The sequence below is a fragment of the Streptacidiphilus jeojiensis genome (assembly GCF_042510965.1).
GTDB classification, from domain to species: domain Bacteria; phylum Actinomycetota; class Actinomycetes; order Streptomycetales; family Streptomycetaceae; genus Streptacidiphilus; species Streptacidiphilus jeojiensis.
The window spans coordinates 371,875-393,544 of the sequence record NZ_JBEUKS010000006.1; the positions used below are offsets into that span (position 1 = coordinate 371,875).

Consider the following 21,670-nt stretch of genomic DNA (forward strand, 5'->3'; position numbering starts at 1 on the left):
GCCGGGATAGGGTGCGGCAATGGCGAATCCGACCACGGCGACCGGCCCGGGACCGGCTCCCTCGCTGCTGCGGGACCGCAGCGGGGCGCAGCGGGTCACCTTCCTGGAGCTCTTCTTCGACCTGGTGTACGTCTTCGCGGTCACCCAGCTCTCGCACCTGCTGCTGGCCCATCTGGACTGGGCCGGGGCGGCGGAGACCCTGGTGCTGCTGACGGCGGTCTGGTGGGCCTGGAACTTCACCGCCTGGTTCACCAACTGGTTCGACCCGGACCAGCTCGCGGTGCGGCTGGCCATCATCGGCATCATGCTGCTCGGCCTGGTGATGTCGGCGGCGCTGCCGCAGGCGTTCGGCGACCGCGCGCTGGTCTTCGTCCTGGCCTACCTGGCCATGCAGGTCGGCCGGCACCTGTTCGCGACCGTCGCGCTGCGCGGGGACCAGCTCTCCCGGGAGTACGTCAGGGCGATGGTGTGGTTCGGCTTCAGCGCGGTGTTCTGGATCGCCGGGGCGCTGGTGCACGGCGTGGCCGTGCGCGGCGGGCTGTGGGCGGTGGCGGTGCTGGTCGAGTACCTGGCGGCGGGGATCGGCTTTCCGGTGCCGGGACTGGGACGGTCCAGTACCACGGCCTGGAACATCTCGGGGGAGCACTTCGTCGAGCGGTGCCGGCTGTTCGTCATCATCGCGCTGGGCGAGTCGGTCCTGGTCACCGGGCAGACCTTCGGCAGCGGCCGGTTCGATGCCGGGCGCACGGCGGCCTTCGTCACCGCCTTCGCGACGGCGGTCACCATGTGGTGGATCTACTTCGCGCTGGCCGGCCGGGCGGTGGACTCCGTGGTGGAGACCACGAGCGACACCGGGCGGATGGGGGTGCGGATCACCTACGTGCACCTGCCGATCGTGGCGGGCGTGATCGTCACCGCCGTCGGCGACGAGGTCGTCATCAGCCACCCCGGCGGCCATCCGGCCGGTTTCGCCACGGCGCTGGTGCTGGCCGCCGGGCCGGCCCTGTTCCTGGCCGGGCACCTGCTGCTGAAGCGGGTGATGTTCGGCTACTACAACCGCGCCCGCCACATCGGCCTGCTGGTGCTGGCGCTGCTGGTCCCGGTCGGCACGGTGCTGCCGCCGCTGGTGGTGGACATCGCGACCACGGTGGTACTGGCCGCCGTGGCCTGGGCGGACGTGGCGGCGGTGCGCCGGATCACGGCTGCTGACGAGGTGTCAGTCGAGCTGTGAGGACGGCCCCCTCCTCCGGGGTGAGGTCGAGCCGGAACTCCTCGCGCAGCGCGGCGACCACCGCGGCGTCGGTGAGCTCCACGCTCTCGGCGGGCCGGCCCGGCACCATCCGGGAGAACTGGCGCCCGATCAGCTCGCGGGAGGACCCGGCCTCGCGCCGGACCACGATCGGCCGCTGCCGGAACGGGGAGCTGGGCCAGGTGGTGGTGTAGTGGTTGGACATCACCACGTCCACCGCGTGCTGCGGTTCGTCGGTGAAGCGGTAGCGGGTCTGCCACTGCCCGGCGTCGAGCTCCTGGAAGCGCCGCACCCCGTCACGGTCCGGGCCCAGCGTCCGGTAGGTCCACACGCCCTGCGGCTGCGGACCGTCGGGGTCCAGCGGGATCGGCTCCAGCAGGCCGTTGCCGAAGCCGGTGTCGGCCAGCAGCCGGCGGCCGTCGACCTCCACCGAGAGCGTCATATGGGTGCGCGGGCGCAGCGCCTCACTGTCGGAGCCGACCCGGGCCAGCAGCCGGTCGACCCGGAAGCCCAGCCGCTGCAGCACCGCGCCGAACAGGGTGTTCTGCTCGTAGCAGTAGCCGCCCCGGCCCTGGTGCACCAGCTTGTCCTGGACGCTGCCGAGGTCGGTGCGGACCGGCTGGTCCAGCATCAGCGCCAGGTTCTCGAACGGGATGGCCGCCACGTGCGCCCGGTGCAGGGCGGTGAGGGTGGCGGCGTCGGCGGCGAGGCCGCCGGTGCGGTCGAGGCCGATGCGCTTCAGATAGGCGTCGAGGTCGAGCAGGTCGTTCTGCCACTCGTCGGCCGGCTGGTCAACTGTCCCCATGGGGCCGATTCTGCCACCAGGCCGCTCAGCGGGTGGCGGTGATCAGGATGAAGGGGGCCCGTTCGCGCTCGGCGGTCCAGGGACGGGAGGCGATAAGGGCGGGGTCGGCGACGCCGTGGGCGTCGGCGAGCACCGGGGTCAGCTCGGTGTACGCGCCGAACCCGGCCGCGGTGAGCGCCTCCTGGAAGGTCTCCCGGGGCCAGTAGGTGTTGGTGATGGTGGCCCAGCTGCCGTCCTCGCGGCGGACCCGGACCGGGAGCGTGTCGCCGGAGCGGTAGCGGGCGCCGGGCTCGCCGCGGTGGAAGCCCTCGAAGGAGGCGTCGTGCATCTGGTCCGGGTTGGGCATCAGGATGGTGAAGCGGCCGCCCGGGCGCAGCACCCGGGCCATCTCGTCCACCAGCGATTGCAGGAGTCTTCGGTCCGCTATGCAGGTGAACAGGAAGGAGGCCATGGCCGCGTCGGCGCAGCCGTCGGCGAGGAAGGGCAGGCCGTCGCCGGCGGTGAGCCGGTAGTCCACCGCCGGGTGCGGGTGCTGGGAGCGGGCCAGGTCGAGCATGGCCGTGGAGGTGTCCACGGCGGTGGTCCGCACCGGGTGGCGGTCGGCGATCCAGCGGGTCAGGTCGCCGGGTCCGCAGCCGAGGTCCACCAGGTGGGCGCCGGGCAGCTGGTCCAGGCCCAGGGCCACTGGCAGGAACGGGTAGCCGAGCAGCCAGCTGCCGGAGTCGTCCCAGCGGCAGTAGTCGTCGGCGACCCGGGGGGTCTGGTAGGAGATCACGCCGGTCATGAGCGGATCGGCGGTGAGCGTCGCGGTGTCTTGCACGGGTGGTCGCCGTCCTTCGTCCCGATGGGTGATCAAAGTCGGGCAGAGCATAACCACGCCGCCTGTCCGCACCGGCGGGGGCGGCGGACGGCCTCCGGTGCGGGCAATTGCGGGCAAGCGGAACACCGCGGTCCGCACATACCAGGATTGAACTGCGGAATAAGCTCCTGTTAGGGATGGGGCCAGAGGTGCGGATCCGGTCAGTTCCGTCGAAAGAATGACTGAAAATCGTACGATTGAGCCACCGTCAGGGCTGTTTTCCGCCCCGGGCGGCCAGCGTCGCCAGCAGTTCCTCGATCGCGGCCAGCCGGGCCTGGATGGCCTGGACGTCGCTGTGCGTGGCGGTCTGGTCCGCCTCCTTGAGGGTCACGATCAGCTGGCCGCCGGGCTCCAGCCGGGCGTCGGCGACCTCCTCGATGCTGTCGCCGTTCTGCACCCGCACCGCGTGCTCGATCTCGCTGGTGCGCAGGGCCAGCCGCCGCAGCGCGCCGGGCACGAAGGCGCCGTCGCTGACCAGGGTGGTGGCGGTGCCCTCCAGCAGCCGCTCGGCCCGGGCGTCCGAGGCCACCCAGCGGTTCATTCCGGCGTTGACGGCCACCAGCGTGACCGCCCCGATCACCCCGCCGAGCAGGCTGTTGTCGGCGCCGATGATGGCGTTCTGGACCACGTTGGACAGCAGGAACATCACCACGAAGTCGAAGGTGTTGAGGTTCGCCAGACCGCGCTTGCCGGCGAACCGGAACAGCAGCAGCACCAGTGCGTACACCAGCACGGTGCGAATGATCTTCTCGAGGATGGGGATCTGGACGGACCACAGGTCATGACTGATCATCGGAAGGTCCTCCTGGGTTGACGGCCGCCGGCGGGCCTGCGCTGTAACGTACGTGATCAGTGGTCACCGTCGGTCCCCGTCTCTCGTCGGCACACCGAACTCTCCCATGACGGGCAGGTGATGAGCAGGTGGTCAGCACTGGTGGCGCGGGTGGCGTCCGGCTGTCCGGGGCGGCCGGGCGCTGGGTGCTGCTGGCGACCGTCCTCGGTTCGGCCATGGCGATGCTCGACGGCACCGCCGTCAACGTCGCCCTGCCCCGGATCGGCGCGACCCTGCACGCCTCCATCGGCTCCCTGCAGTGGGTGGTCAACGCCTATCTGCTGACCCTGGCCGGGCTGATCCTGCTGGGCGGCGCCCTCGGCGACCGCTACGGCCGGCGCCGGGTGTTCGTGGTCGGGGTGGTCTGGTTCGCGGTCTGCTCGGCGGTCTGCGGTCTGGCGCCCGACGTGCAGGTGCTGATCGCGGCGCGGGCCCTGCAGGGCGTCGGGGGCGCGCTGCTGACGCCGGGTTCGCTGGCGCTGATCCAGGCGGTGTTCCATCCGGACGACCGGGCCGCGGCGGTGGGCCTGTGGTCAGGACTGGGCGGCGTGGCCGGCGCGGTCGGCCCGGTGGTGGGCGGCTGGCTGGTCGGCGGCCCGGGCTGGCGCTGGGTGTTCCTGATCAATCTGCCGCTGGCGGCGGCCGTGGTGGTGACGGCGCTGCGCCACGTCCCGGAGAACCGCGACGACAGCGCCACCGGCCGGTTCGACCTGCGCGGCGCGGTACTGGCGGCGCTGGCGCTGGGGGCGCTCACGGCGGCGCTCACCAGCGCCGCAGGCGACCCGGTCCAGGCGGCCGTCGCCGCGGTGCTGGCGGTGCTGGCCGGCACGCTGTTCGTGCTGACCGAGCGCCGGGCGGCGGCGCCGATGCTGCCGCTGGAACTGTTCGCCTCCCGGCTGTTCACCGTGGTCAACATCGCCACCGTGCTGATCTACGGGGCGATGGGCGGGCTGCTGTTCTTCCTGGTGCTGCAGCTGCAGATCACCGCGGGGTTCACGCCGCTGCTGGCCGGGCTCGGCACCCTGCCGCTGACCCTGCTGATGCTGGTGTTCTCGCCCCGCGCGGCGAAGCTGGGCGAGGTGATAGGGGCACGGGTCCCGCTCACCATCGGCCCGCTGCTGGCGGCCTCGGGGGCGCTGCTGATGCTGCGGATCGGCGCGCACGCCTCCTACCTCACCGATGTGCTGCCGGCCTCGATCGTGCTGGGCGCCGGGATGACCCTGCTGGTGGCCCCGCTGACGGAGACCGTGCTGAACGCGGTGGAGACCCGCCGGGCCGGTATCGCCAGCGGCGTCAACAACGCCGCCGCCCGCACCGGCAGCCTGCTCGCCGTCGCCGCCCTGCCGGCGCTGGTCGGCCTCAGCGGCGAGCAGTACCGCTCGGCCCATGCGGTCGACCACGCCTTCCGCGCGGCGGTCGTCGGCTGCGCCGGGCTGATGGCCGCCGCCGCGGTGCTGTCCTGGACGGCCATCCCGCACCGGCTGCCCGAACGACCGGAACCGTCGCCGCCCGGCATGATGGGGCCGTGACCGACGATCAGTACGCCCAGGACTGCTACAGCTGCCGGATGGACGCGGCCCACGACCGACTCCCGCCCCGCGAGCGGATAGCCTCCGACCGGTACTGGCGCGCGGCGCATGCGGTGAACACCGCGCTGCCCGGCTGGCTGGTGCTGCTCCCGCGCCGCCATGTGACCACCGTCGCCGGGCTCACCGACGAGGAGGCCGCCGGCCTCGGACTGTGGCAGGTACGGCTCTCCCGCGCGCTGGAGGCGGTCACCGGCTGCGCCAAGACCTATGTGGTCCAGTTCGCCGAGGCCGAGGGCTTCGGCCATGTCCACTTCCACCTGGTCCCGCGCCCGGCCGACCTGCCGCAGCCGCTCCGCGGCCCCGGGGTCTTCGGCCTGCTCAACAGCCCACCGGAGCAACGGGTGCCGGACACCCGGATGGACGAGCTCGCGCTGGAGCTGCGCGCGGCGCTGCGATGACTTCGGCGGGATCGGGGAGTCTGCCCCTGCAGTGACCGCCACGGAACGGTCACGGGACGGGAGAGACGGCCGATGGCGACCTACGTACTGATCCACGGAGCAGGATCCGACGCCCGGTACTGGCACAGGGTGGTTCCGCTGCTCCACACCGAGGGGCACCGGGTGGTGCTGCCAGAACTGCCGGTCGACGACGACGCGGCCGGGCTGGCGGAGTACGCCGACGCGGTGGTGGCGGCGGTCGACGGTAGCCCCGGGACGGACGGTGACCTGGTCGTGGTCGCCCAGTCGATGGCCGGCTTCACCGCGCCGCTGGTGTGCGGAAGGCTGCCGGTGCGGCTGCTGGTGCTGGTCGCAGCGATGGTTCCCGCGCCGGGCGAGTCGCCGGGGGACTGGTGGGCCAACACCGGCTTCGCCGAGGCCAGGGCCGAGCTGGACCGCAGCGAGGGCCGTGATCCGGCCGCCGGGTTCGACCCGCTGGTGACCTTCTTCCACGACGTCCCTGCGGAGGTCACTGCCGAGGCGATGGCGCAGGCCCCGCGAGGCCAGTCCGACACGCCGTTCGCCAAGCCGTGGCCGCTGGACCGCTGGCCCGACGTCCCCACCCGTTTTCTGCTCGGCCGCCAGGACCGCTTCTTCCCCGCCGCCTTCCAGCGCCGGGTGGTGCGGGAACGGCTGGGCTTCGCCCCGGACGAGATGGACAGCGGCCACCTCCCGGCGCTGTCCCGACCGGAGGAACTGGTACGGCGGCTGGAGGCCTACCGGACACAGGCGGGGCTGCGGTAGGGCCCGGTGCTCGTGTCCGGGCAGGTGTCCGGGGGTTGCTCTGCCTCCAGGCCTCAGGCCTCCAGATGCGGCATCACCCGGTCGCGGAACAGCCGCAGGCTCTCCCAGCCGGCGTCGACGGGGAGTCCGCCGCACAGCGGGTGCAGCAGCAGGCTGCCCATCGGGCCCTCGGCGGCGGCCAGGGCGAGGCACTCCTCCGGGGTGAGGCAGGCGTAGATGCCCTCGGCGCGCAGCTGCTCGGGGGTGGCCGAGGCGGAGGCCATCGCCGAGTGGATGTCGGAGGTCTGCCAGCCGGCGTAGGTGCGGGCCTCGTGCAGGAAGCACTCGCCGTACTCGGCCCAGGCCTTGTCGGGGTCCTCGGTGCAGTGGATCATCGCGGTGCGCTCCGGGGGCAGCGTCGCGAAGCCGCCCTCGAAGCCCGCCTCGGCGGCGAGGGAGTCGTAGTAGTCGACCAGTCCGGGATCGTGGGCCGAGGTGAAGAACGGCAGTCCCAGCCGCACCGCCCGGCGGACGGCGACCCGCGAGGAGCCGCCCACCATCAGCCCGGGGTGCGGGGTGGTGCGCGGCGGCGGGGTGACCCGGACCGTGCGGCCCCGGTACTCGAACGGCTCGCCGGTCCAGGCGGCCAGCAGGGTCTCCAGCACCTCGTCCTGGAGCCTGCCGCGCTCGGACCACTCCTTGCCGAGCATCACGTACTCGTCGGGGCGGTAGCCGATCCCGGCGACCACGGTGAGCCGCCCGGCGCCGAGGTGGTCCAGCACCGAGACGTCCTCGGCGAGCCGGAGCGGATCGTGGAGGGGCGTGATCAGTGCGCAGAGCATGACGCCGAGCCGCTGGGTGGAGCCGAGCACGGCTGCTGCGGTGAGCATCGGCGAGGGGCTCCAGCCGTTGTCCGCGCCGTGGTGCTCCTCCAGGGTGACCAGGTCGAACCCGGCCTCGTCGGCGAAGACGGACATCTCCACGGTGGCCCGGTAACGGGCGGAGAGGTCGCGGCGGTCCAGGCCGGGGGAGACCTGGTTGAAGCGCAGGGTGGTGATGGTCATGGGCACGCACCTCCAGAGCTGACGGTGTGTCAGGCAAGGAGATGCCTACCATTCCCCGGGTGCGACCTCAATGGCCGTGCAGGAGCCGTGGTCTGTCGGTTCGTCAGGGACCGTCGTAGTAGCGGCGCTCCTCGACGTACTCCGGCGGGGTGCCCGCGCGTCCGCCGGGGAAGCGGCGGCGGTAGATGCCCGCGTAGGTGACCAGGCCGAGCAGGCCGGCGGCCATCAGGATCACCCCCACCACATGGACGTTCATACCGCTGATATGCCAGTCGACACCGAAGGTCAGGATCGCCCCCAGGGCGAACACCACGATGCAGCCGCCGATACCCATGGTCGAGACCTCCGTTGCTTGGTGGAGCAGCCGGCACGGGAACGTGTCACTGCCTTCGTCCTTCATCAGGGCGACTAGCCTGAAGCGGCCGTTCCAAACCAGGCACGCACGACACGGTGGACAACGGATGTTGTCGCATGAACCGGCCAGGGCATACGCTGAGCCACATGCCCGGGACCCATTTCGCACTCGTCCTGTCCGAAGCCGAGATCGCGGCCGTCGCTGACGCCACGGTCGCGGACCTGGCGCACCGGCTGGCCGCCCGCGCCTTCCGTCCGCTCGGTGACCCGGACCTGCTGCCGGGCGGCGCCGAGGAGAGCGACGCGCTGGCGCACCTGCACGCCCTGGTGCACCTCCAGCGGGCCGTGGAGCGACAGGTCGACCGGGCCGCCGAGCACGCCGCCGACGTCGGCGCCGGGTACCCGCAGCTCGGGCAGGCCTGCAACATGAGCCGTCAGGGCGCCCGCCGGCGCTGGCCGGGACTGGTCACCCCGGCCAGGCCCACCCACGCCGCCGCGCTTCGGGCCGTCCGGGACGGGGACGCGTGACCCCGGCGGCGCTCCCCGCCGCGCGCAGATGCGACATCCTGCTGGTCGAGGACGACGTCGCCGACGCGATGCTGATCGAGGAGGCACTGCTGGGGCACGGCCTGGCCCGGAACCTGCACAAGGCCGTTGACGGCGTGGCCGCGCTGGAACACCTGCGGACACCGGGGGTCGACCGGCCCGACCTGATCGTGATGGACCTCAACATGCCCCGGATGAACGGGCTCGAGCTGCTGGCGGTGCTGAAGGCCGACGAGCAGCTGAAGGTCATTCCGGTGGTGGTGCTCACCACCTCCAGCGCGCCGCAGGACATCGCCGGGGCCTACCGGAGCCACGCCAACGCCTTCATCACCAAGCCGGTCACCCTGGACGAGTTCGCCCAGGCCGTGCGCAGCATCGACGCGTTCTTCCTGGACACCGCGACCCGGGTGCCGAGGGACTGGGAGCAGGGCTGAGCCCCTTCCCCCGGCGGCCGGAACGGCCTGGTGCGTGCAGGGGGAAGGGGCTCGGCCCGCGGGGCGCCGCTGCCGGGTTCAGGCGTCCAGGAGCTGGTTCAGCATGGACCGGTACTGCTGCAGCGTGGTCCGCAGCTGCTCGGTGGGGAAGCCGCTGTCGTCGGCGGCGCTGCCGGCCCCCTGCTTGTCCCAACCGTCGCGCAGGGCACGGCGGTTGGCCGTGATGGCCGCGGTCAGCTGACCGGCCACCTGCTCGACCAGGGTGTCGGCCTCCTCGACCGCGTGGCGCGGGTCGTCGACGAAGTCGATCTGGATGTGCTGCCAGCGGTCGCGCAGCTTCTCACCGGATCCCTCCGGGAAGAGCCGCCCGCCCGGAGCCACGGCGGCGGGGCCGACGGGACCGGCCGAGTCACTGGAGGCGGGAACGTCGGCGAACGACGCCGGGGCGGGTAGCGGGGCGTCAGGCTCCACCGTGCCGGCTCCGAGGCTGGTCCGGTCGTCCACGTCGGGGTGGGAGAGGGTGTCCTCCGCCTCGGGCTTCGCCTCGGGCTTCGCCAGGTCCGTCCGCTCGGCATCCGGGGTGTCCAGGGCGTCCGGGGTGTCCAGGGCGTCCGGAGTGTCCAAGGCGTCCAGGTCCGTCTCGTCGCGCTCGTCGTGCTCGTCGGTCTCGGGGGACTCCTCGTCCCAGCGGGCCCGGTCCTGCAGGTCCTCGTGCTGCTCGGGGAAACGTCGGTCGGACATCAGGCCGTCCTCTCGTTGCTGCTGGTGGAGGTCGTCGCGGTCTCGGCGCCGACCAGTTGGTCGAAGGTCTCGCGGGCGTTGACGAACGCCTTGCGCAGTTCCTCGGTGGTGGCCTCGCCCCGCTGGGCGCGTTCGGCGAACTGCCGCGAGGTGCGGTACCCCGGCAGTGCGCGGGCGTGGTGCACGGACAGCGCCGCGTAGCGGTCGTCCTGCGCGTCGTCGTCCGGGAAGCCGCGGTCCCGCATGACCTCGCCGAGCAGCCGGTCGGCGTCGATGACGGCCTTGGCCGGCGAGTCGACGAACTGCTCCTGCAGCGTGTTCCACTGCGCCAGGGCGCGCTCGCGCTGTGCCGGGTCCAGCGGACGGATGTCCAGGTCGCCGGCGCGCTTGACCCGTTGCTCCAGTACCTGGTCGGTCGCCCTGGTATCGCCGTCGTGCTGGGCCAGTTCGCGGTCGTACTCGGGGCCGAACTGCTGTCGCAGCCTCCGGTTGCGCTGCTGCGGACGCATGAAGGCCAGGGCGGCCAGTGCGACGACAGCGACCACAACGACGACGATCACGATGATCAGACCTGTGGACATGCCGTTCCTCTCCTACGAGTTGGGGCGCGCGGGTCGTCAACGCGTCCCTTCTGTAGGGCGACTAGCCGAATCCGACCGGAGCAAACAAGCTGGGGCCGGCCAGAAGTGCGGCCCCGGCGCATCGCGCCGGGGCCGGTCCGATCAGTGGTGCTGTTGTTGCCGGAGCGTCACCAGGTCGCCGGGTCCTCGCGCAGCTTCACCATGGCACGGGCCGTCAGTTCGTCGTCAGGCGCGGGCGCCTGCTCGGGGTGCGCCAGCGACCAGCGCTTGAGGTAGGGGCAGAGCGGGACCACGCCCTGCCCGGCCTCCGCGGCACGCCGGTAGAACTCGGCGGCCAGCTTGCCCGCGATGCCCTCGCCCTGGTGGTCCGGGTCGACCTCGGTGTGCACGCCGACCCGGGCCGTCGGCGGCTGGTCCAGTACGAAGTAGTCGATCTTGCCGATCTGCTGTCCGTCCTGCAGGGCCCGGAGCCGGGTGCGGCCGTTGTCGTCGAACTCGATGTCTGCCATGTCGTCCACCTCTCCCTCAGTGACCGTCAGAACTGCTCGGCGGCCTTGTCCTCGGCGTTGGCACGGTCCGCGGCCTGTTCGGCGGCCTTCACCCGGGCCTCGACCTCCTCGGCCGGACGCCGGTGCAGCGCCGCGCCGTGACGGGCCGCCAGCTCGTCGGCCGGCCCCTGGTCGGACTCGCTGATGTCGACGATCAGCTGGCTGGTGTCGTCCTCCACCTCGGCGCCGAAGAGGATCAGCGTGGCAAAGGAGTCCTGGGCCTGGTGCGCCTCGCTGGTGCCGCCGAGCCAGGCACCCGCGGTCGCTCCCACGAAGGAGCCCATCGGACCGGCGAGCAGGCCGATCAGGGCGCCGACCGCGCCGCCGGCGGCGGTCGCCGCCCCCACGTGGTGGACCCAGCTCTCGGCGATGTCGAAGTCGCCGTCGGCCGAGCGGGTGAGTGCCGCCGCCTGGTGCACCCCGGGCAGCTTCTTGGCCTCCTGAAGCGCGGGCAGCGCCGCGTCGGGATCGTCGAACTCAAAGAACAGCACGCTGTGGACAGCGGACACGGTGGTTCCTTTCGTGGCGGACGGACCCGCTCAGTCTCGTTCACCGGCGGCTGATCCTCCACCTGATGCCCCGGTCCATGCCTGGTCGATCCCTACCTCATCCTCGCCGCCGGCGTCCTGGCGCGGGCCACCAGCGTCTCCACCACCGCGGCCGCCAGCACCAGCAGCCCGGCCGCCAGGCCCAGCGCCACGGTCAGCGCCGGGTCCGAGTGCAGGGCAGGCCGGCCCGGTCCGCCGGTGAAGGCGCGCAGGTCCAGCGCCGGGCCGAGGATCCGCGGCTCGACCAGGCCCAGCACCACCCCGCCCAGCGCCGCGACCGGGACCAGCGGCAGCAGCTGCACCAGGTGCAGGGCGGCCGCCCCCCGGCCGTTCAGCCCGAGGGCGCGCAGGTAGGAGGTGGTCCGCCCACGCTCGGGTGCGGTCAGCACCAGCTCCAGGCCGACGGCGAGCAGCGCGAACAGCACCGCCAGCAGGGTGCTCGCGGTGTAGAGGACGCCGACGCCCCGGGTCAGTCCGTCCCCGCGCAGGGCGGCCAGCTCCTCGGTGCGCACGGTGACCTGCGCCAGCGGTCCCAGCACCCGCTCGGCGGCGGCATGCAGCGCCGCCGCGTCCGCGCCGCCGCTGAACAGCAGCACCGCGGTGTGCCCGGAGGACAGCTGCGGCAGCCGCTGCTCCACCGCGGCGGTGGTGACCAGCAGCGGGGTTCCGTCGGCGACCAGTGACACCAGCGGGCCCAGCACCGGGTCGTCCCGCTCGGCGGCGGTCAGCGTCCCGGTGGGGCTGAACCGCAGATGGACCACCGGCTTCCGGTACGGCTGGACGGTGGCGCTGAGGCTGCCGCCGGGCGCCGTCGCCAGCAGGTCGGGCGAGCCCAGCGCGGGCAGCTGCACGGTGCCGTCGGAGAGGGTGCGGGCGGGTGCGGACAGCGCCGCGCGCAGGGCGCGGACGGCGGCCGAGCCGGGGTCGGCGGCGGCGAGCGCGGCGGGGTCGACCGTGATCACCGCGACGCCGCCGATCCCGGCGCCGTTCCGGTCGCCGATCAGGTTGAAGGTGCGCAGCTGCTCGGTGACGGTCCGGATCCCGGTACCGGGTCCGGCGGCGGTGGCTGATCCGGAGGTGGCTGATCCGGAGGTGGCGGTCAGCGGGGTGGTGTTGCCGAGCTGCACCGCGACCGCGTCGGCCCCCGCGGCCCAGGCCGCGCCGGTCCTGGCGCCCGCGCCGACGGTGCTGGAGACCAGGCCGCCGAAGACGGCCGTACCCAGCGTCAGCACCAGCACGAACAGGGCCATCGCGGTCGCCGGTGCATCCCCTCCGGCGCGCACCAGGCCGACGTACCCCAGCAGGCCGCGCCCCCGGCGCAGCCGACCGGCGCACCAGCGCAGCACCGGCGGGTACAGCCGCAGCAGCACCAGGACGGCGGCCAGCGCCACCACCACCGGTACCGCGCTGAGCCGGACGTCCCCCTGGCCCGCGGCGTCCTGGGCGGAGCCGGCCGGCGTGGAGGTGCGCAGCACCGCCACCCCGGCGACGGCGAGCAGCAGCACGGTGGCCTCCAGCACCACCCGCCGGGCCGGGGACGGGCCCTCGCCGCGCAGCCGGCCGTCGTTCCTGACGGCGGGCCAGGTCAGCAGCGGAAGCAGCAGCCAGGCGGCGCCCGCCAGGAGGGCGGCGAGCAGCGGCCGCGGCGCTCCTGACGTCCCGTCGGGGGCGAGTCCCAGCCCGACCGCCCAGCCCGCCGCGCCCGCCACCGCGACCACGGGTGTGGCCACCGCAAGCCGCAGCAGCACCAGCCGTGGCCCGGAGGCGCCCCGGGCCCGCTGCAGCCGCAGTTCGGCGTCGCGCCGGCGCAGCAGCAGCCGCACCGCCACCACGGCGGTGGCCAGCGCGACGGCGAGCAGTGAGGCGATGGCGTAGGAGGCGACGGTGTGGGCCTGGGCGTCCTCGGCGGTGAAGGCGGCCAGCAGCGGACCGAGGCCGTCGGCGAGCAGCAGCGGATCGGTGAGCTGCCCGTCCAGCACGCAGCTGGACTGATCCAGCATCGGGTTCTCGGCACACAGCGCGGAGTCGAGCCTGGTGCTCCAGGACGCGAGCGGCTGCGCGATGCGGGCGGCCTGGGTGACGGCGTCGCTGCCGAGGGTGACCCGCAGCTGCCAGCTGAGGGCCGGTTCCGTGGGCACCTCGGCGTTCATCGCCGCGTCCACGCCGTCGGCGGCGACCAGGCCGCGCGCGGAGATCAGCTGCTTGGTCGGATCGGTGTCCTTGGGGTACTCGATCGGCTGGTCCAGTGATGCCTGCTCGTTCCAGAAGTCGTCCCCGGTCCGCTGCGGCTCGAAGATCCCGGCGAGGACGTAGGAGGACGGCGCCCCGGCGGGGTCGCCGGGCCCGACCAGGCTCAGCCGCTCGCCGACGTGCAGTCCCAGCAGGGTCGCGGTGGCCCGGGATAGGGCGATCTCGGGCGGGCTGCTGTGGGCGGTGGAGCGCGGTCGCGGTCGCGGTGCACGGCCGGCCGTGATCCGCAGGTGCGCGTCGGCGTCGGTGATGTAGGACAGGGCGAGACTGGTTCCCACCACGCTGGCCTGCGGCACGGCCGGGGAGGCCAGCGTCGCCGGGTCGAACTGGGCCTCGGCGCGGGAGACGGTCAGTGTCGCGGCGAGCCGGGGGTCGGCGTGCGCGATCAGCTGTCGGCCGCCCTTGGCCAGCAGGGCGGCGGTGTCGACCGGGGTTCCCGGTGTCGCCGCCGGCAGCAGGCTCTCGCTAGGCATGTTGGCGGGATCCTCGGCGGTGGTCTGCACGGTCAGCAGTGCGTCCTGCTGCTGGGCCGTCACCAGCCGCTGCCGCAGCGCCCGGTCCTCCTGACGGGCCGCCAGCACCGGTGCCAGCGCCGCCAGCGCGGTCAGCACCGCCACCAGCACCGCGAGGCAGCCCAGCAGCGGCAGGTCGCCGCGCGCCTCGGCCCTGATCAGCCGTCCGTTCACGCCGTTCACGCCGTTCACGCCGTTCACGCCGTTCACGCCGCCGTTCATGCGCTCTCCCCGGCTCGCAGCACCCGGACCAGGTCCACCCGGGCGAGCAGCCGGGACAGGGCCATGACGACCAGGCAGATCGCCGCGGCCGTGCCCAGCGCCGACAGGGTGACCCCGCCCCAGGGCACCCGTACCCGCAGCGGCGGGAACGGCGGCTGCCCGGAGTCGTCCACCGTGATCAGCGGCAGCACCTGGGCGGCGAGGACGGTGCCCAGCAGGGCACCCGGCACCACCGCGAACAGGGCGATGCTCAGTTGCTCGGCCCACAGCAGCGTCGACAGCGACCTGCTGCGCGCCCCCATGGCCCGCAGCAGCGCGAACTCCCGGCGCCGCTCCCGGGTCGACACCACCGCGTGCACGGTGAAGCCGATCACGGCGAAGGCCGGGGCGAGCAGTCGGCACAGCGTCAGCACCTTCCGCAGCCCGCTGCGGAAGGGGTCGCCGCGCAGCTGCGCGGCGGACTGCGCCACCGTCAGCGGGCTGCCCAGGGCGGGTCGGGCGGTGACCGCGGCGGCGGTGCGGGCGCTGTCGGTGCTGGTCAGCCGCCACAGCGCGGGCGGCTGCTGGTCCACGCCGGCCGCGGCCAGGGCGGCGGCGAGGGTGCGCTGGTCGGCGGTGAACCAGCCGGTGGTGCGGGTGGATCCGAGACCGGGGACGGCCGCCACGCTGCCGGTGATCCGCACCGCCAGGCTCCGTCCCGAGCCCAGGTCCAGGTTGACGGTGTCGCCCACGGCGTGGTGCAGGGCGGCCAGGGCCCGAGGGTCGGCCAGCACCGGGACGGGTGCCGCCGGGGTGGACGACGCGGTGGACACGGCTGGGGCGACGGCGATCCGCAGCCGGGTGCCGGGGTCGGTCTTGATGGCGGGGATACCGGTGCTGACGGTCGCCGAGAACAACCCGTCGGGGTCCGAGGAGAGCGAGCACACGCCGGGCGGCTCCGGCTGGTACGGGTCGGCCGCGTTCGCGGCGGTGTCGCAGGCGGTGGTCCTCGAACCGGTGGCGGACAGGGTGCGGTCGGCCCAGGCCAGCCCGGGCGGCAGGGCCCCGGCCCAGCTCGTGGCGGCGGTGGAGCCGGGCGTCGGGACGGAGTCGGAGCCGATGCGGTGCAGCACCAGCCGCAGCCGGGCCGCGTCCTGGCCGGACTGCGGCACCAGGGTGATCGAGGTCAGCGTCAGCGGGTAGTCGCGCGGCCGGCCGCCGCTGCCGTTCACCGTGAGCGGGACGGTGACGGTGTGTCGGGCCCCGTCGGCGTCCGGCAGTGCGGCGGTGACGGAGTCGGTGAGGCCGGAGGCGTCCTGGAGGGTCAGCTCCAGGGTGGGGGCGGCCTTGGCGCCGTCGCTGGTCAGCGTCTCGTCCAGGCTCAGCCCGCTCGGACGTCCCGGTAGCCGCACACCGTCGGGGGACGCCGCGGTCCCGCTGTCGGTGCCCACGATCTGCAGAGTGGTCCCAGCCGCCGAGGTGACCGGGGTCAGTGTCACCGGAGTCACCGCGGTGACTCCGGGCAGAGCCCGGTAGGCACCGGCCAGGACCGAGGGGGCGTAGCCGCCGCCGGCCGAGGTGTCCACCCGGACGTCCGCGCCGACGGTGAACGCGGCCTGGTCCAGCGCCAGCCCGTCCAGGCAGGCCAGCGCGGTGCTGGCGAGCGCCCCCACCGCTGCGGCCAGGCACATCAGCAGCACCGGGCCGGCGTTGCGGGCCGAACGCCGGCTCAGCTGCCAGCCCGCGAGCGGCAGCACCAGTCCGGTGCGGCGGCGGCCGTAGCGGTCCAGCAGCCGTGAGGTCAGCGGCATCAGCCGGAACAGCAGCAGCGAGGCGGCGACACAGGCCACCACCGGGGCGAGCACCAGGACCGGATCGACGGCCGGCACCGCGACCGGGCCGGCGGCGACCGGGGTGCCCTGGACCACGGCGTGATGGTGCGCCAGTTCCGACCAGCCCAGCACCGCGACCACGGCCAGCGCCAGATCCAGACCGGCCCGCTGCACCGCCACGGTCCGGGCCCCGCGACGGCCACCACGGGGCCGCAGCCGCGGTATTCGTCCGAAGAGCGGCCGCAGGGCCGGATACAGCACCGGCAGCAGTACGGCCGCGCCCTGCACCACCAGGGTCAGCAGGGCCGCCGTCCATCCGGCGGAGCCGAGCGCGCCGTGCACGAGCGACTGCGCCAGGAACGGCGCGGCGACGGCGGCGGGGACACCGGTCAGCGCCCACTCGGCGGTGGCCGCCCGCAGCAGTCGGACCGTCCCGGCGCCGCGAGCCTGTTGCAGCGCCAGCTCGCCGCTCCGGTGCTCGGCCAGTTGACGCGCCGTCAGGACCAGTGCGGTGAGGGCGAGTACGGCCAGCAGGGCGGTCGGTTGGTAGAGCGCGGAGCGGGCCACCGCGACGGGTGCGGCCAGCGCGTCCACGGCCTGGGGCAGTGCGGAGACGACGGTCATGCGGCTGCTGAAGGCGGAGGGCGCCCCGTGGAAGACGGAGAGGTCGGCGTGGCTCCCGGCGAAGGCGCCGACCCGGTCCCGCAGCCCGGCCAGCTGGTCCGAAGCGGCGCCGGCGAAGTCGCCCTGCACGCTCCAGTCGACGCTGACCTGGCCGTTCAGTGCGGCGGTTCCGTTCAGCGCGGCGGGGGAGACGACGAACAGGGAGTCCGCCGCGCCCTGGGTGGCGGTCGGGTCCCCGGCCATGCCCGGCCAGAACCCGGCGTTGCCCTGGGCGGCGTAGACGCCGGTGACCCGTACCGTGACCGGGCGCCCGAAGGCGTCGCTGAGCGCGAGCCTCCCGCCGGGGCCGACGCCGAGCAGCTGCGCCAACTGCCGGGGCAGAGCCGCGTCCACGGTCGATGGCGCACCGGGCGCGGAGCTGCCGGCGGAGACGTTGGGCAGGCTGGTGAAGGCAGTTGACGGAGCGTCGGCCGCTCCGGCGGGCCAGGCGCCGGAGAGCAGTCGGCCGAAGCGTGCGGCCCCCTGGACCGCGACCGGATGCAGCACCGCCCCCTTGCCGTTGCTGTCGGCGCCGCCGCCGACGACCAGCGGCCCGACGCCGAGCAGCCCCAGGTAGGTGTGCTCGGGCACGCTGCCGAAGACCTGGGCGGTGGCGTTCCGTACCGCGAGGTCGGCCGCGGCCAGACCGGTGGTCTGGAAGCCCGCGCCGACCTGCACCTGGGCCCGTGGATCGGCGGCCAGCCGGGTCCCGGCCCCCTGGTCGACGGCGTTGCCCGCCAGCGCGGCCAGTGCGGCCAGCACCGTCGCTGCGAGCAGCACGGTCACCGCGACCGCGGTCAGCACCAGTCCGTGGTGCGCGGACCGCCGCACCGAGGGCGGCAGCCTCCGGACCTGCGCGGCCCGGACCGGTCGGACCTCCGTCGCGACCACGCACGTCTCCTTGGGCCTTGTGTTCCGTGTTCTGCGCTTCTGTGCTTGTACTGTGCGCCTGCCCGGCTCAGTGTTTCCCGCGGTGCAGGTGGGGCGCAAGGGATTGCGGAGCCCGGTGGTCCTTTTTGCGCGGAGGGGTCAGGCAGGCGGTTCGGAGGGCGGCGGACCGGGGGTCGCCCCGTCCGGTGCCGGCGTGGGCGAAGGCGCTGCCGTCGGCTCCAACTCCCTTGCCAGCAGGGTCGCTCCGGCCACCGCGCCCGGCATGAGGACGACGGCGACGAAGGGGATCAGGAACAGCAGCACCAGCGGGACGCCGAAGCCCAGAGTGAGTCCGAGCCGGCTCCGCAGCCTGCGTATCCGCTGCCGGAAGGTCAGGCCGCGGCGCTGCAGGGCCACGGCGGCCAACTGCTCGGTCAGGAAGAATCCGGAGACGCAGAAGGCGGCGGCGGGGACCACGGTCTGCCCGATCGCCGGGACGAAACCCAGGACCAGGAGCAGCAGGCCGATGCCGGCGGTCAGCAGCACCGAGCCCAGGCCCTCGCGGGCGGCGAACACCAGCTGCTGCCAGAGGGACTGGCTCGGTGCGGGTGGGGCACCGCCCTCGATCTCCTCCACCCGCTCGGACAGCGACTCATAGAACGGCTGGCCGATCAGCAGGGTGACGGCGGTGAAGGTGACGACCGCCAGCAGCAGGCTGCCGCAGACCAGCAGCACGGCGAGCAGTGCCCGCACCGCCGAACGCCAGTCGCTGGACCAGCTGTCGGCGAACGGGGTGGCCCAGCTGGCGATGTCGGTGGCGTAGGTCGCCAGGGCGACCAGGGCGGCGATGTAGAGGACCAGTGCCACCAGCCCGGGCAGCAGCCCGAACCCCCACCAGCGGCCGTGCCGCAGCACCCACCGCTGCCCCTTGAACAGGTGTCCGAGGCCCTTTCCGAGATCATGCATGCGCGCAGTCTGCCGTAGCGGACCGACAGACTGCGCATCCGGCCGGGACCCGGACGGTTCGCGGGCCCGGAATCAGCCGCCGAGGACGGGCAGCACCGGCACGCACAGCGGTGCCGTGGCGTGCGCCGGGTCCAGCGCGTTGCTCACATCGTGCAGGGCCACCGGGTCGTAGATCACCGCCAGGTGGTCCGCGAAGTCCAGGCCGCACTGGTCCTGCAGCGTGATGTCGCTGACCTGCCCGCTGCTGCCACCGGTGAGGAAGGCCGAGGTGTAGGGGGTGACCACCTCGTCGTACCTGGTCTCGATGACGGTGTAGTGGACGCCGGGCACGGTGTCGCCGCCCGCGTTGAGCGCGGTGATGAACGGCGAGCCGACGACCTGCTGGCCGCAGGCGGCGCACAGCGAGCTGACGAACGAGGAGCCGCCGGGGAAGGCGGCCAGCAGCCCGGTGAGCCCGTCCAGGTCGGTGCCGTGGTTGGACGGGGCCAGGCCGACCAGGGTGTGCACCTTGGCCGCGCCGCCCAGGTTCTTGAGGTAGTAGCGCGGCATCATGCCGCCCTGCGAGTGGCCGACGATGTCGACCTGCGCGGCCCCGGTGGCGGCCAGCACCTGGTCCACGAAAGTCGCCAACTGCGCTGCGCTGGTGGGGATGTCGCCGTAGCCCTGGAACAGGTTGCCGGGCGAGCCGCCGTAGTTGAGGGCGAAGACGCAGTAGCCCTGGTTCGCCAGCAGCGGGGACAGTGCCTGCCAGCTGTCGGTCATGTCGCCGAAGGTCCCGTGGACCAGCACGACCGGCCGGGGATGCGCCGAACTCGGCTTGCAGGACCAGTTGTTGGAGCCGGGGGGAGCGCTCCCGGGCGCCGCCAGCTCGGCGGCGACGCCGGCGGCGAAGCTGTAGGGGACGGGGTAGGTCGAGGCGTGCGCCGTCGCGGTGGCGAGGCCGAGGGCCGAGGCCGTCGCGGTGCCGAGGGCGAGCAGGGAGGCGGCGAGGCGTCGGGGGCCGGGCCGGGAGCCGGGCCGGGATCTGGGCATGGGCATGGGCAGGGACATGGAGGGCCTCCTGGGTGGGGGAGGATCCGGCTACCGATCGGTAGACTTACTGGAGAGTAGGAACGTCGGAACGAGAAGGCAATGCGGATGACACCGCAACTTCATGATTCTCGCGAGCCGGTCCGAGCGTCGGCGGTCAGGCGCGCTGCGGAGCCGCTGACGACCACTCGAACGGGTTGCGGCGCCCGGAAGCTGAGCCTTCGGATTCCTCTGCACGGCCTCCCCCTCCTCGCGTACGCTCCAGTTCTCGATGACTGACACTTGGGACACCATCGCCGACTGGTACGCGGAGCGCCTGCGGAAGGGCTCCGCGATGCACGAGTTCGCGCGCGACATCCTGCTGGAGCAGATGCCGGACGATCTGACCGGCCTCCGGATCGTGGACCTGGGTTGCGGCGAGGGAATCGTGGCCCGGGCGCTCGCCCTGCGCGGGGCCGGAGTGCGCGGTGTGGACCTCTCCCCGCGCATGATCGCGCACGCCTGGATCGCCGAGGCCGAGCACCCGACCGGTGCCGTCTACACGGTCGACGACGGCTGCTCGCTGGCCACCATCGGTGACGGCACCGCGGACTGCGTGACCGCCGGGCTCTCCCTCAACAACGTCGTCGACCTCAAGGCCGCCCTCGCCGCCGTCGAACGGGTGCTGCTCCCGGGCGGGCGGCTGGTGTTCACCATCCCGCACCCCTGCTTCGAGGCCCCGGGTGCGGGCTGGGCACCCGAGACGGTCGACGACGACCCGCCGGACAGCCGTCGCCGTCGCCGCACCGTCGGCGACTACCTGAGCGAGGGCTTCTGGCGCTCCGGCAACCCCGAGGGCTTCCGTCGCGCGGGCAACCAGCACCGCACCCTCTCCACCTACCTCGGCGCCCTGCTGGACCAGGGCTTCGCCCTGGAGGCCATCGCCGAGCCCGCCCCACCGGAACCACTCCGCGCCGAACAGCCGCTGCGCGAAGGCCTCCCCCCGTTCCTGGCGGCGACGGTACGACGCGAGGGGTGAGCGGGCGGTTCACCGGGGGCGGCCCGCGCCGGTGCTGGGCGGGTAGGTCACCAGCGGGCCGGCCGCCTTGATGGTGCGCAGTACCGGTGCCGTCTCCAGGGTGTGGATGGCGTCCAGGGCGCCCAGGCGGTGGGTGAGGTAGCGGTGCAGCGAACCCGGGTCGGGGCACAGGGCCTGGGCGACCAGGTTGGTGGGGCCGGTGGTGGCGCCGACGAAGGCGAGTTCCTCGTGGCCGGCCAGGGTGGTCGCGATCCGCTCCAACTGGGCCGGGGCCACGGCCATCCAGAGCAGCGCCTGGGTGCCCGCGCCGAAGACCGCGACGTCCAGTTCGACGTCGAAGAACAGCGCGCCGCTGGCCCGTAGTTCGGCCAGGCGGCGGGCCACGGTCGCCGGGGTCCAGCCGGTGGCCGCGGCGAGTTCGGCGTTGCCGGTCCGGCCGTCGTGCTGGAGCGCGGCCAGCAGTGGTCCGTCGGCGTCGGTGATCGCGGCGTCGCCCTCGGCGGGCGTCACGGCCGGGCGCAGCATTTCCTGCTGCTTCTCGTCCAGCGCCCCGGTGCGTCCGCGCCAGGCCGTGGGGCCGCCGAAGTAGGTGTGCAGGACGTAGTGCGCGGACACGGAGGTGACGCTCGCGGTGCGCGGTATGTCGCGCAGCAGCAGCGAGTGGCTGCTGGCGGTGGCTCCGGTCGGGGTGTGGATGATCGCGACGATCTCCGTGCCGCCGGAGGCCAGCTTCACCCAGGAGGTGTCGTTGCGCCGGGCCAGCGCGTGGGCCACGTCCTGCGCCTGGTGCGGGACGGCGGTCAGCCGGACCAGCCACTGGGCCTGGCCGGCCCGGTGCGGGTCGGGCAGGCCGACCACGCGCAGGGCGATGCTGTCGCGCAGTTTCCGGTAGCGTCGCGCCACGGTCTGCGTGGACACGCCGAGTGCGGCCGCGATCCTGGTGTACGGGGCGCGGCCGTCGATGTGCAGGGCGTGGATCAGGCCCCGGTCGATAGCGTCGAGCATGGAGCCATTCTTCG

General features: G+C 73.5%; 21 protein-coding genes. 7 read left to right on the forward strand and 14 right to left on the reverse strand.

The window, feature by feature from the left end:
• Positions 1-19 precede the first annotated feature (19 nt).
• Entirely contained in the window at positions 20-1,231 is a 1,212-nt protein-coding gene (locus tag ABUW04_RS19195) for a low temperature requirement protein A (protein WP_380565892.1), read from the forward strand.
• Here the strand turns inward: ABUW04_RS19195 and ABUW04_RS19200 are convergent.
• The 3 genes from ABUW04_RS19200 to ABUW04_RS19210 form a co-directional block, all read right to left on the reverse strand.
• Positions 1,197-2,054 carry an arylamine N-acetyltransferase family protein gene (locus ABUW04_RS19200; protein ID WP_380565893.1) on the reverse strand — a complete coding sequence of 286 codons (858 nt, stop codon included), beginning with the start codon at positions 2,052-2,054 and terminating at the stop codon, positions 1,197-1,199. The genes ABUW04_RS19195 and ABUW04_RS19200 overlap by 35 nt on opposite strands.
• A 25-nt stretch (positions 2,055-2,079) precedes the next feature.
• Positions 2,080-2,874: a class I SAM-dependent methyltransferase gene (locus tag ABUW04_RS19205; RefSeq protein WP_380565894.1), complete on the reverse strand. Its 795-nt coding sequence runs from the start codon at positions 2,872-2,874 to the stop codon at positions 2,080-2,082.
• Positions 2,875-3,121: 247 nt separating this feature from the next.
• The gene (locus ABUW04_RS19210) at positions 3,122-3,706 is read right to left on the reverse strand and encodes a DUF421 domain-containing protein (protein WP_030252290.1); all 585 of its coding nucleotides are present in this window, start codon (positions 3,704-3,706) and stop codon (positions 3,122-3,124) included.
• 128 nt (positions 3,707-3,834) lie between these two features.
• Here ABUW04_RS19210 and ABUW04_RS19215 point away from each other — a divergent pair, with 128 nt between their 5' ends.
• The 3 genes from ABUW04_RS19215 (at position 3,835) to ABUW04_RS19225 (ending at position 6,515) form a co-directional block, all read left to right on the forward strand.
• A complete protein-coding gene (locus ABUW04_RS19215; RefSeq protein WP_380565895.1) occupies positions 3,835-5,274 on the forward strand; it encodes an MFS transporter in 1,440 nt (479 codons plus the stop codon).
• Positions 5,271-5,732, forward strand: a complete 462-nt coding sequence (locus tag ABUW04_RS19220) for an HIT family protein (RefSeq protein WP_380565896.1) — start codon at positions 5,271-5,273, stop codon at positions 5,730-5,732. The genes ABUW04_RS19215 and ABUW04_RS19220 overlap by 4 nt, the downstream gene beginning before the upstream one ends.
• A gap of 72 nt (positions 5,733-5,804) precedes the next feature.
• Positions 5,805-6,515 (forward strand): alpha/beta fold hydrolase, encoded by a 711-nt coding sequence (locus ABUW04_RS19225; RefSeq protein ID WP_030252294.1) that lies wholly within the window; start codon positions 5,805-5,807, stop codon positions 6,513-6,515.
• Positions 6,516-6,568: 53 nt separating this feature from the next.
• Here ABUW04_RS19225 and ABUW04_RS19230 read toward each other — a convergent pair whose 3' ends face one another.
• The gene (locus tag ABUW04_RS19230; RefSeq protein ID WP_380565897.1) at positions 6,569-7,558 is read right to left on the reverse strand and encodes an LLM class flavin-dependent oxidoreductase; all 990 of its coding nucleotides are present in this window, start codon (positions 7,556-7,558) and stop codon (positions 6,569-6,571) included.
• Between the two features lie 103 nt (positions 7,559-7,661).
• Entirely contained in the window at positions 7,662-7,892 is a 231-nt protein-coding gene (locus ABUW04_RS19235) for a hypothetical protein (RefSeq protein WP_030252299.1), read from the reverse strand.
• Between the two features lie 167 nt (positions 7,893-8,059).
• Here ABUW04_RS19235 and ABUW04_RS19240 point away from each other — a divergent pair, with 167 nt between their 5' ends.
• Together ABUW04_RS19240 and ABUW04_RS19245 are read left to right on the forward strand one after the other, a co-directional pair.
• On the forward strand, positions 8,060-8,440 hold the full coding sequence (locus tag ABUW04_RS19240; RefSeq protein WP_051725096.1) for a hypothetical protein: 381 nt from the start codon (positions 8,060-8,062) through the stop codon (positions 8,438-8,440).
• Positions 8,437-8,892: a response regulator gene (locus ABUW04_RS19245; protein ID WP_380565898.1), complete on the forward strand. Its 456-nt coding sequence runs from the start codon at positions 8,437-8,439 to the stop codon at positions 8,890-8,892. The genes ABUW04_RS19240 and ABUW04_RS19245 overlap by 4 nt, the downstream gene beginning before the upstream one ends.
• A gap of 78 nt (positions 8,893-8,970) precedes the next feature.
• Here the strand turns inward: ABUW04_RS19245 and ABUW04_RS19250 are convergent, their stop codons facing one another.
• From ABUW04_RS19250 to ABUW04_RS19285, 8 genes are all read right to left on the reverse strand, one after another.
• Positions 8,971-9,633, reverse strand: a complete 663-nt coding sequence (locus ABUW04_RS19250) for a hypothetical protein (protein WP_380565899.1) — start codon at positions 9,631-9,633, stop codon at positions 8,971-8,973.
• Complete coding sequence (locus ABUW04_RS19255) at positions 9,633-10,214, reverse strand: hypothetical protein (RefSeq protein WP_063757461.1); 582 nt, start codon at positions 10,212-10,214, stop codon at positions 9,633-9,635. The genes ABUW04_RS19250 and ABUW04_RS19255 overlap by 1 nt, the downstream gene beginning before the upstream one ends.
• Positions 10,215-10,381: 167 nt before the next feature.
• Complete coding sequence (locus ABUW04_RS19260) at positions 10,382-10,732, reverse strand: GNAT family N-acetyltransferase (protein WP_332262528.1); 351 nt, start codon at positions 10,730-10,732, stop codon at positions 10,382-10,384.
• A gap of 17 nt (positions 10,733-10,749) precedes the next feature.
• Positions 10,750-11,271, reverse strand: coding sequence for a hypothetical protein (locus ABUW04_RS19265; protein ID WP_051725099.1), 522 nt, complete (start codon positions 11,269-11,271; stop codon positions 10,750-10,752).
• 92 nt (positions 11,272-11,363) lie between these two features.
• Entirely contained in the window at positions 11,364-14,294 is a 2,931-nt protein-coding gene (locus tag ABUW04_RS19270) for a hypothetical protein (RefSeq protein WP_380565900.1), read from the reverse strand.
• The gene (locus ABUW04_RS19275; protein WP_380565901.1) at positions 14,291-17,659 is read right to left on the reverse strand and encodes an ABC transporter permease; all 3,369 of its coding nucleotides are present in this window, start codon (positions 17,657-17,659) and stop codon (positions 14,291-14,293) included. The genes ABUW04_RS19270 and ABUW04_RS19275 overlap by 4 nt, the downstream gene beginning before the upstream one ends.
• Positions 17,660-17,797: 138 nt before the next feature.
• Positions 17,798-18,604, reverse strand: a complete 807-nt coding sequence (locus ABUW04_RS19280) for an EI24 domain-containing protein (protein WP_380565902.1) — start codon at positions 18,602-18,604, stop codon at positions 17,798-17,800.
• 72 nt (positions 18,605-18,676) lie between these two features.
• Positions 18,677-19,654 (reverse strand): esterase/lipase family protein, encoded by a 978-nt coding sequence (locus ABUW04_RS19285; RefSeq protein WP_380565903.1) that lies wholly within the window; start codon positions 19,652-19,654, stop codon positions 18,677-18,679.
• Between the two features lie 250 nt (positions 19,655-19,904).
• On the opposite strand from ABUW04_RS19285, the gene ABUW04_RS19290 reads away from it, so the two are divergent.
• Positions 19,905-20,651 carry a class I SAM-dependent methyltransferase gene (locus ABUW04_RS19290; protein ID WP_030252314.1) on the forward strand — a complete coding sequence of 249 codons (747 nt, stop codon included), beginning with the start codon at positions 19,905-19,907 and terminating at the stop codon, positions 20,649-20,651.
• Between the two features lie 9 nt (positions 20,652-20,660).
• On the opposite strand, the gene ABUW04_RS19295 is transcribed toward ABUW04_RS19290, so the two are convergent.
• A complete protein-coding gene (locus ABUW04_RS19295) occupies positions 20,661-21,656 on the reverse strand; it encodes an Lrp/AsnC family transcriptional regulator (protein WP_030252315.1) in 996 nt (331 codons plus the stop codon).
• Between the last annotated feature and the right edge of the window lie 14 nt (positions 21,657-21,670).

Bases quoted from the DNA above. Each gene is read 5' to 3' on its own strand.
- ABUW04_RS19210 (WP_030252290.1), bottom strand. From the start codon at position 3,706: ATGATCAGTCATGACCTGTGGTCCGTCCAGATCCCCATCCTCGAGAAG.
- ABUW04_RS19235 (WP_030252299.1), bottom strand. From the start codon at position 7,892: ATGGGTATCGGCGGCTGCATCGTGGTGTTCGCCCTGGGGGCGATCCTG.
- ABUW04_RS19200 (WP_380565893.1), bottom strand. From the start codon at position 2,054: ATGGGGACAGTTGACCAGCCGGCCGACGAGTGGCAGAACGACCTGCTC.
- ABUW04_RS19255 (WP_063757461.1), bottom strand. From the start codon at position 10,214: ATGTCCACAGGTCTGATCATCGTGATCGTCGTCGTTGTGGTCGCTGTC.
- ABUW04_RS19250 (WP_380565899.1), bottom strand. From the start codon at position 9,633: ATGTCCGACCGACGTTTCCCCGAGCAGCACGAGGACCTGCAGGACCGG.
- ABUW04_RS19285 (WP_380565903.1), bottom strand. From the start codon at position 19,654: ATGTCCCTGCCCATGCCCATGCCCAGATCCCGGCCCGGCTCCCGGCCC.
- ABUW04_RS19195 (WP_380565892.1), top strand. From the start codon at position 20: ATGGCGAATCCGACCACGGCGACCGGCCCGGGACCGGCTCCCTCGCTG.
- ABUW04_RS19225 (WP_030252294.1), top strand. From the start codon at position 5,805: ATGGCGACCTACGTACTGATCCACGGAGCAGGATCCGACGCCCGGTAC.
- ABUW04_RS19270 (WP_380565900.1), bottom strand. From the start codon at position 14,294: ATGAACGGCGGCGTGAACGGCGTGAACGGCGTGAACGGCGTGAACGGC.
- ABUW04_RS19290 (WP_030252314.1), top strand. From the start codon at position 19,905: ATGACTGACACTTGGGACACCATCGCCGACTGGTACGCGGAGCGCCTG.
- ABUW04_RS19230 (WP_380565897.1), bottom strand. From the start codon at position 7,558: ATGACCATCACCACCCTGCGCTTCAACCAGGTCTCCCCCGGCCTGGAC.
- ABUW04_RS19280 (WP_380565902.1), bottom strand. From the start codon at position 18,604: ATGCATGATCTCGGAAAGGGCCTCGGACACCTGTTCAAGGGGCAGCGG.
- ABUW04_RS19240 (WP_051725096.1), top strand. From the start codon at position 8,060: ATGCCCGGGACCCATTTCGCACTCGTCCTGTCCGAAGCCGAGATCGCG.
- ABUW04_RS19295 (WP_030252315.1), bottom strand. From the start codon at position 21,656: ATGCTCGACGCTATCGACCGGGGCCTGATCCACGCCCTGCACATCGAC.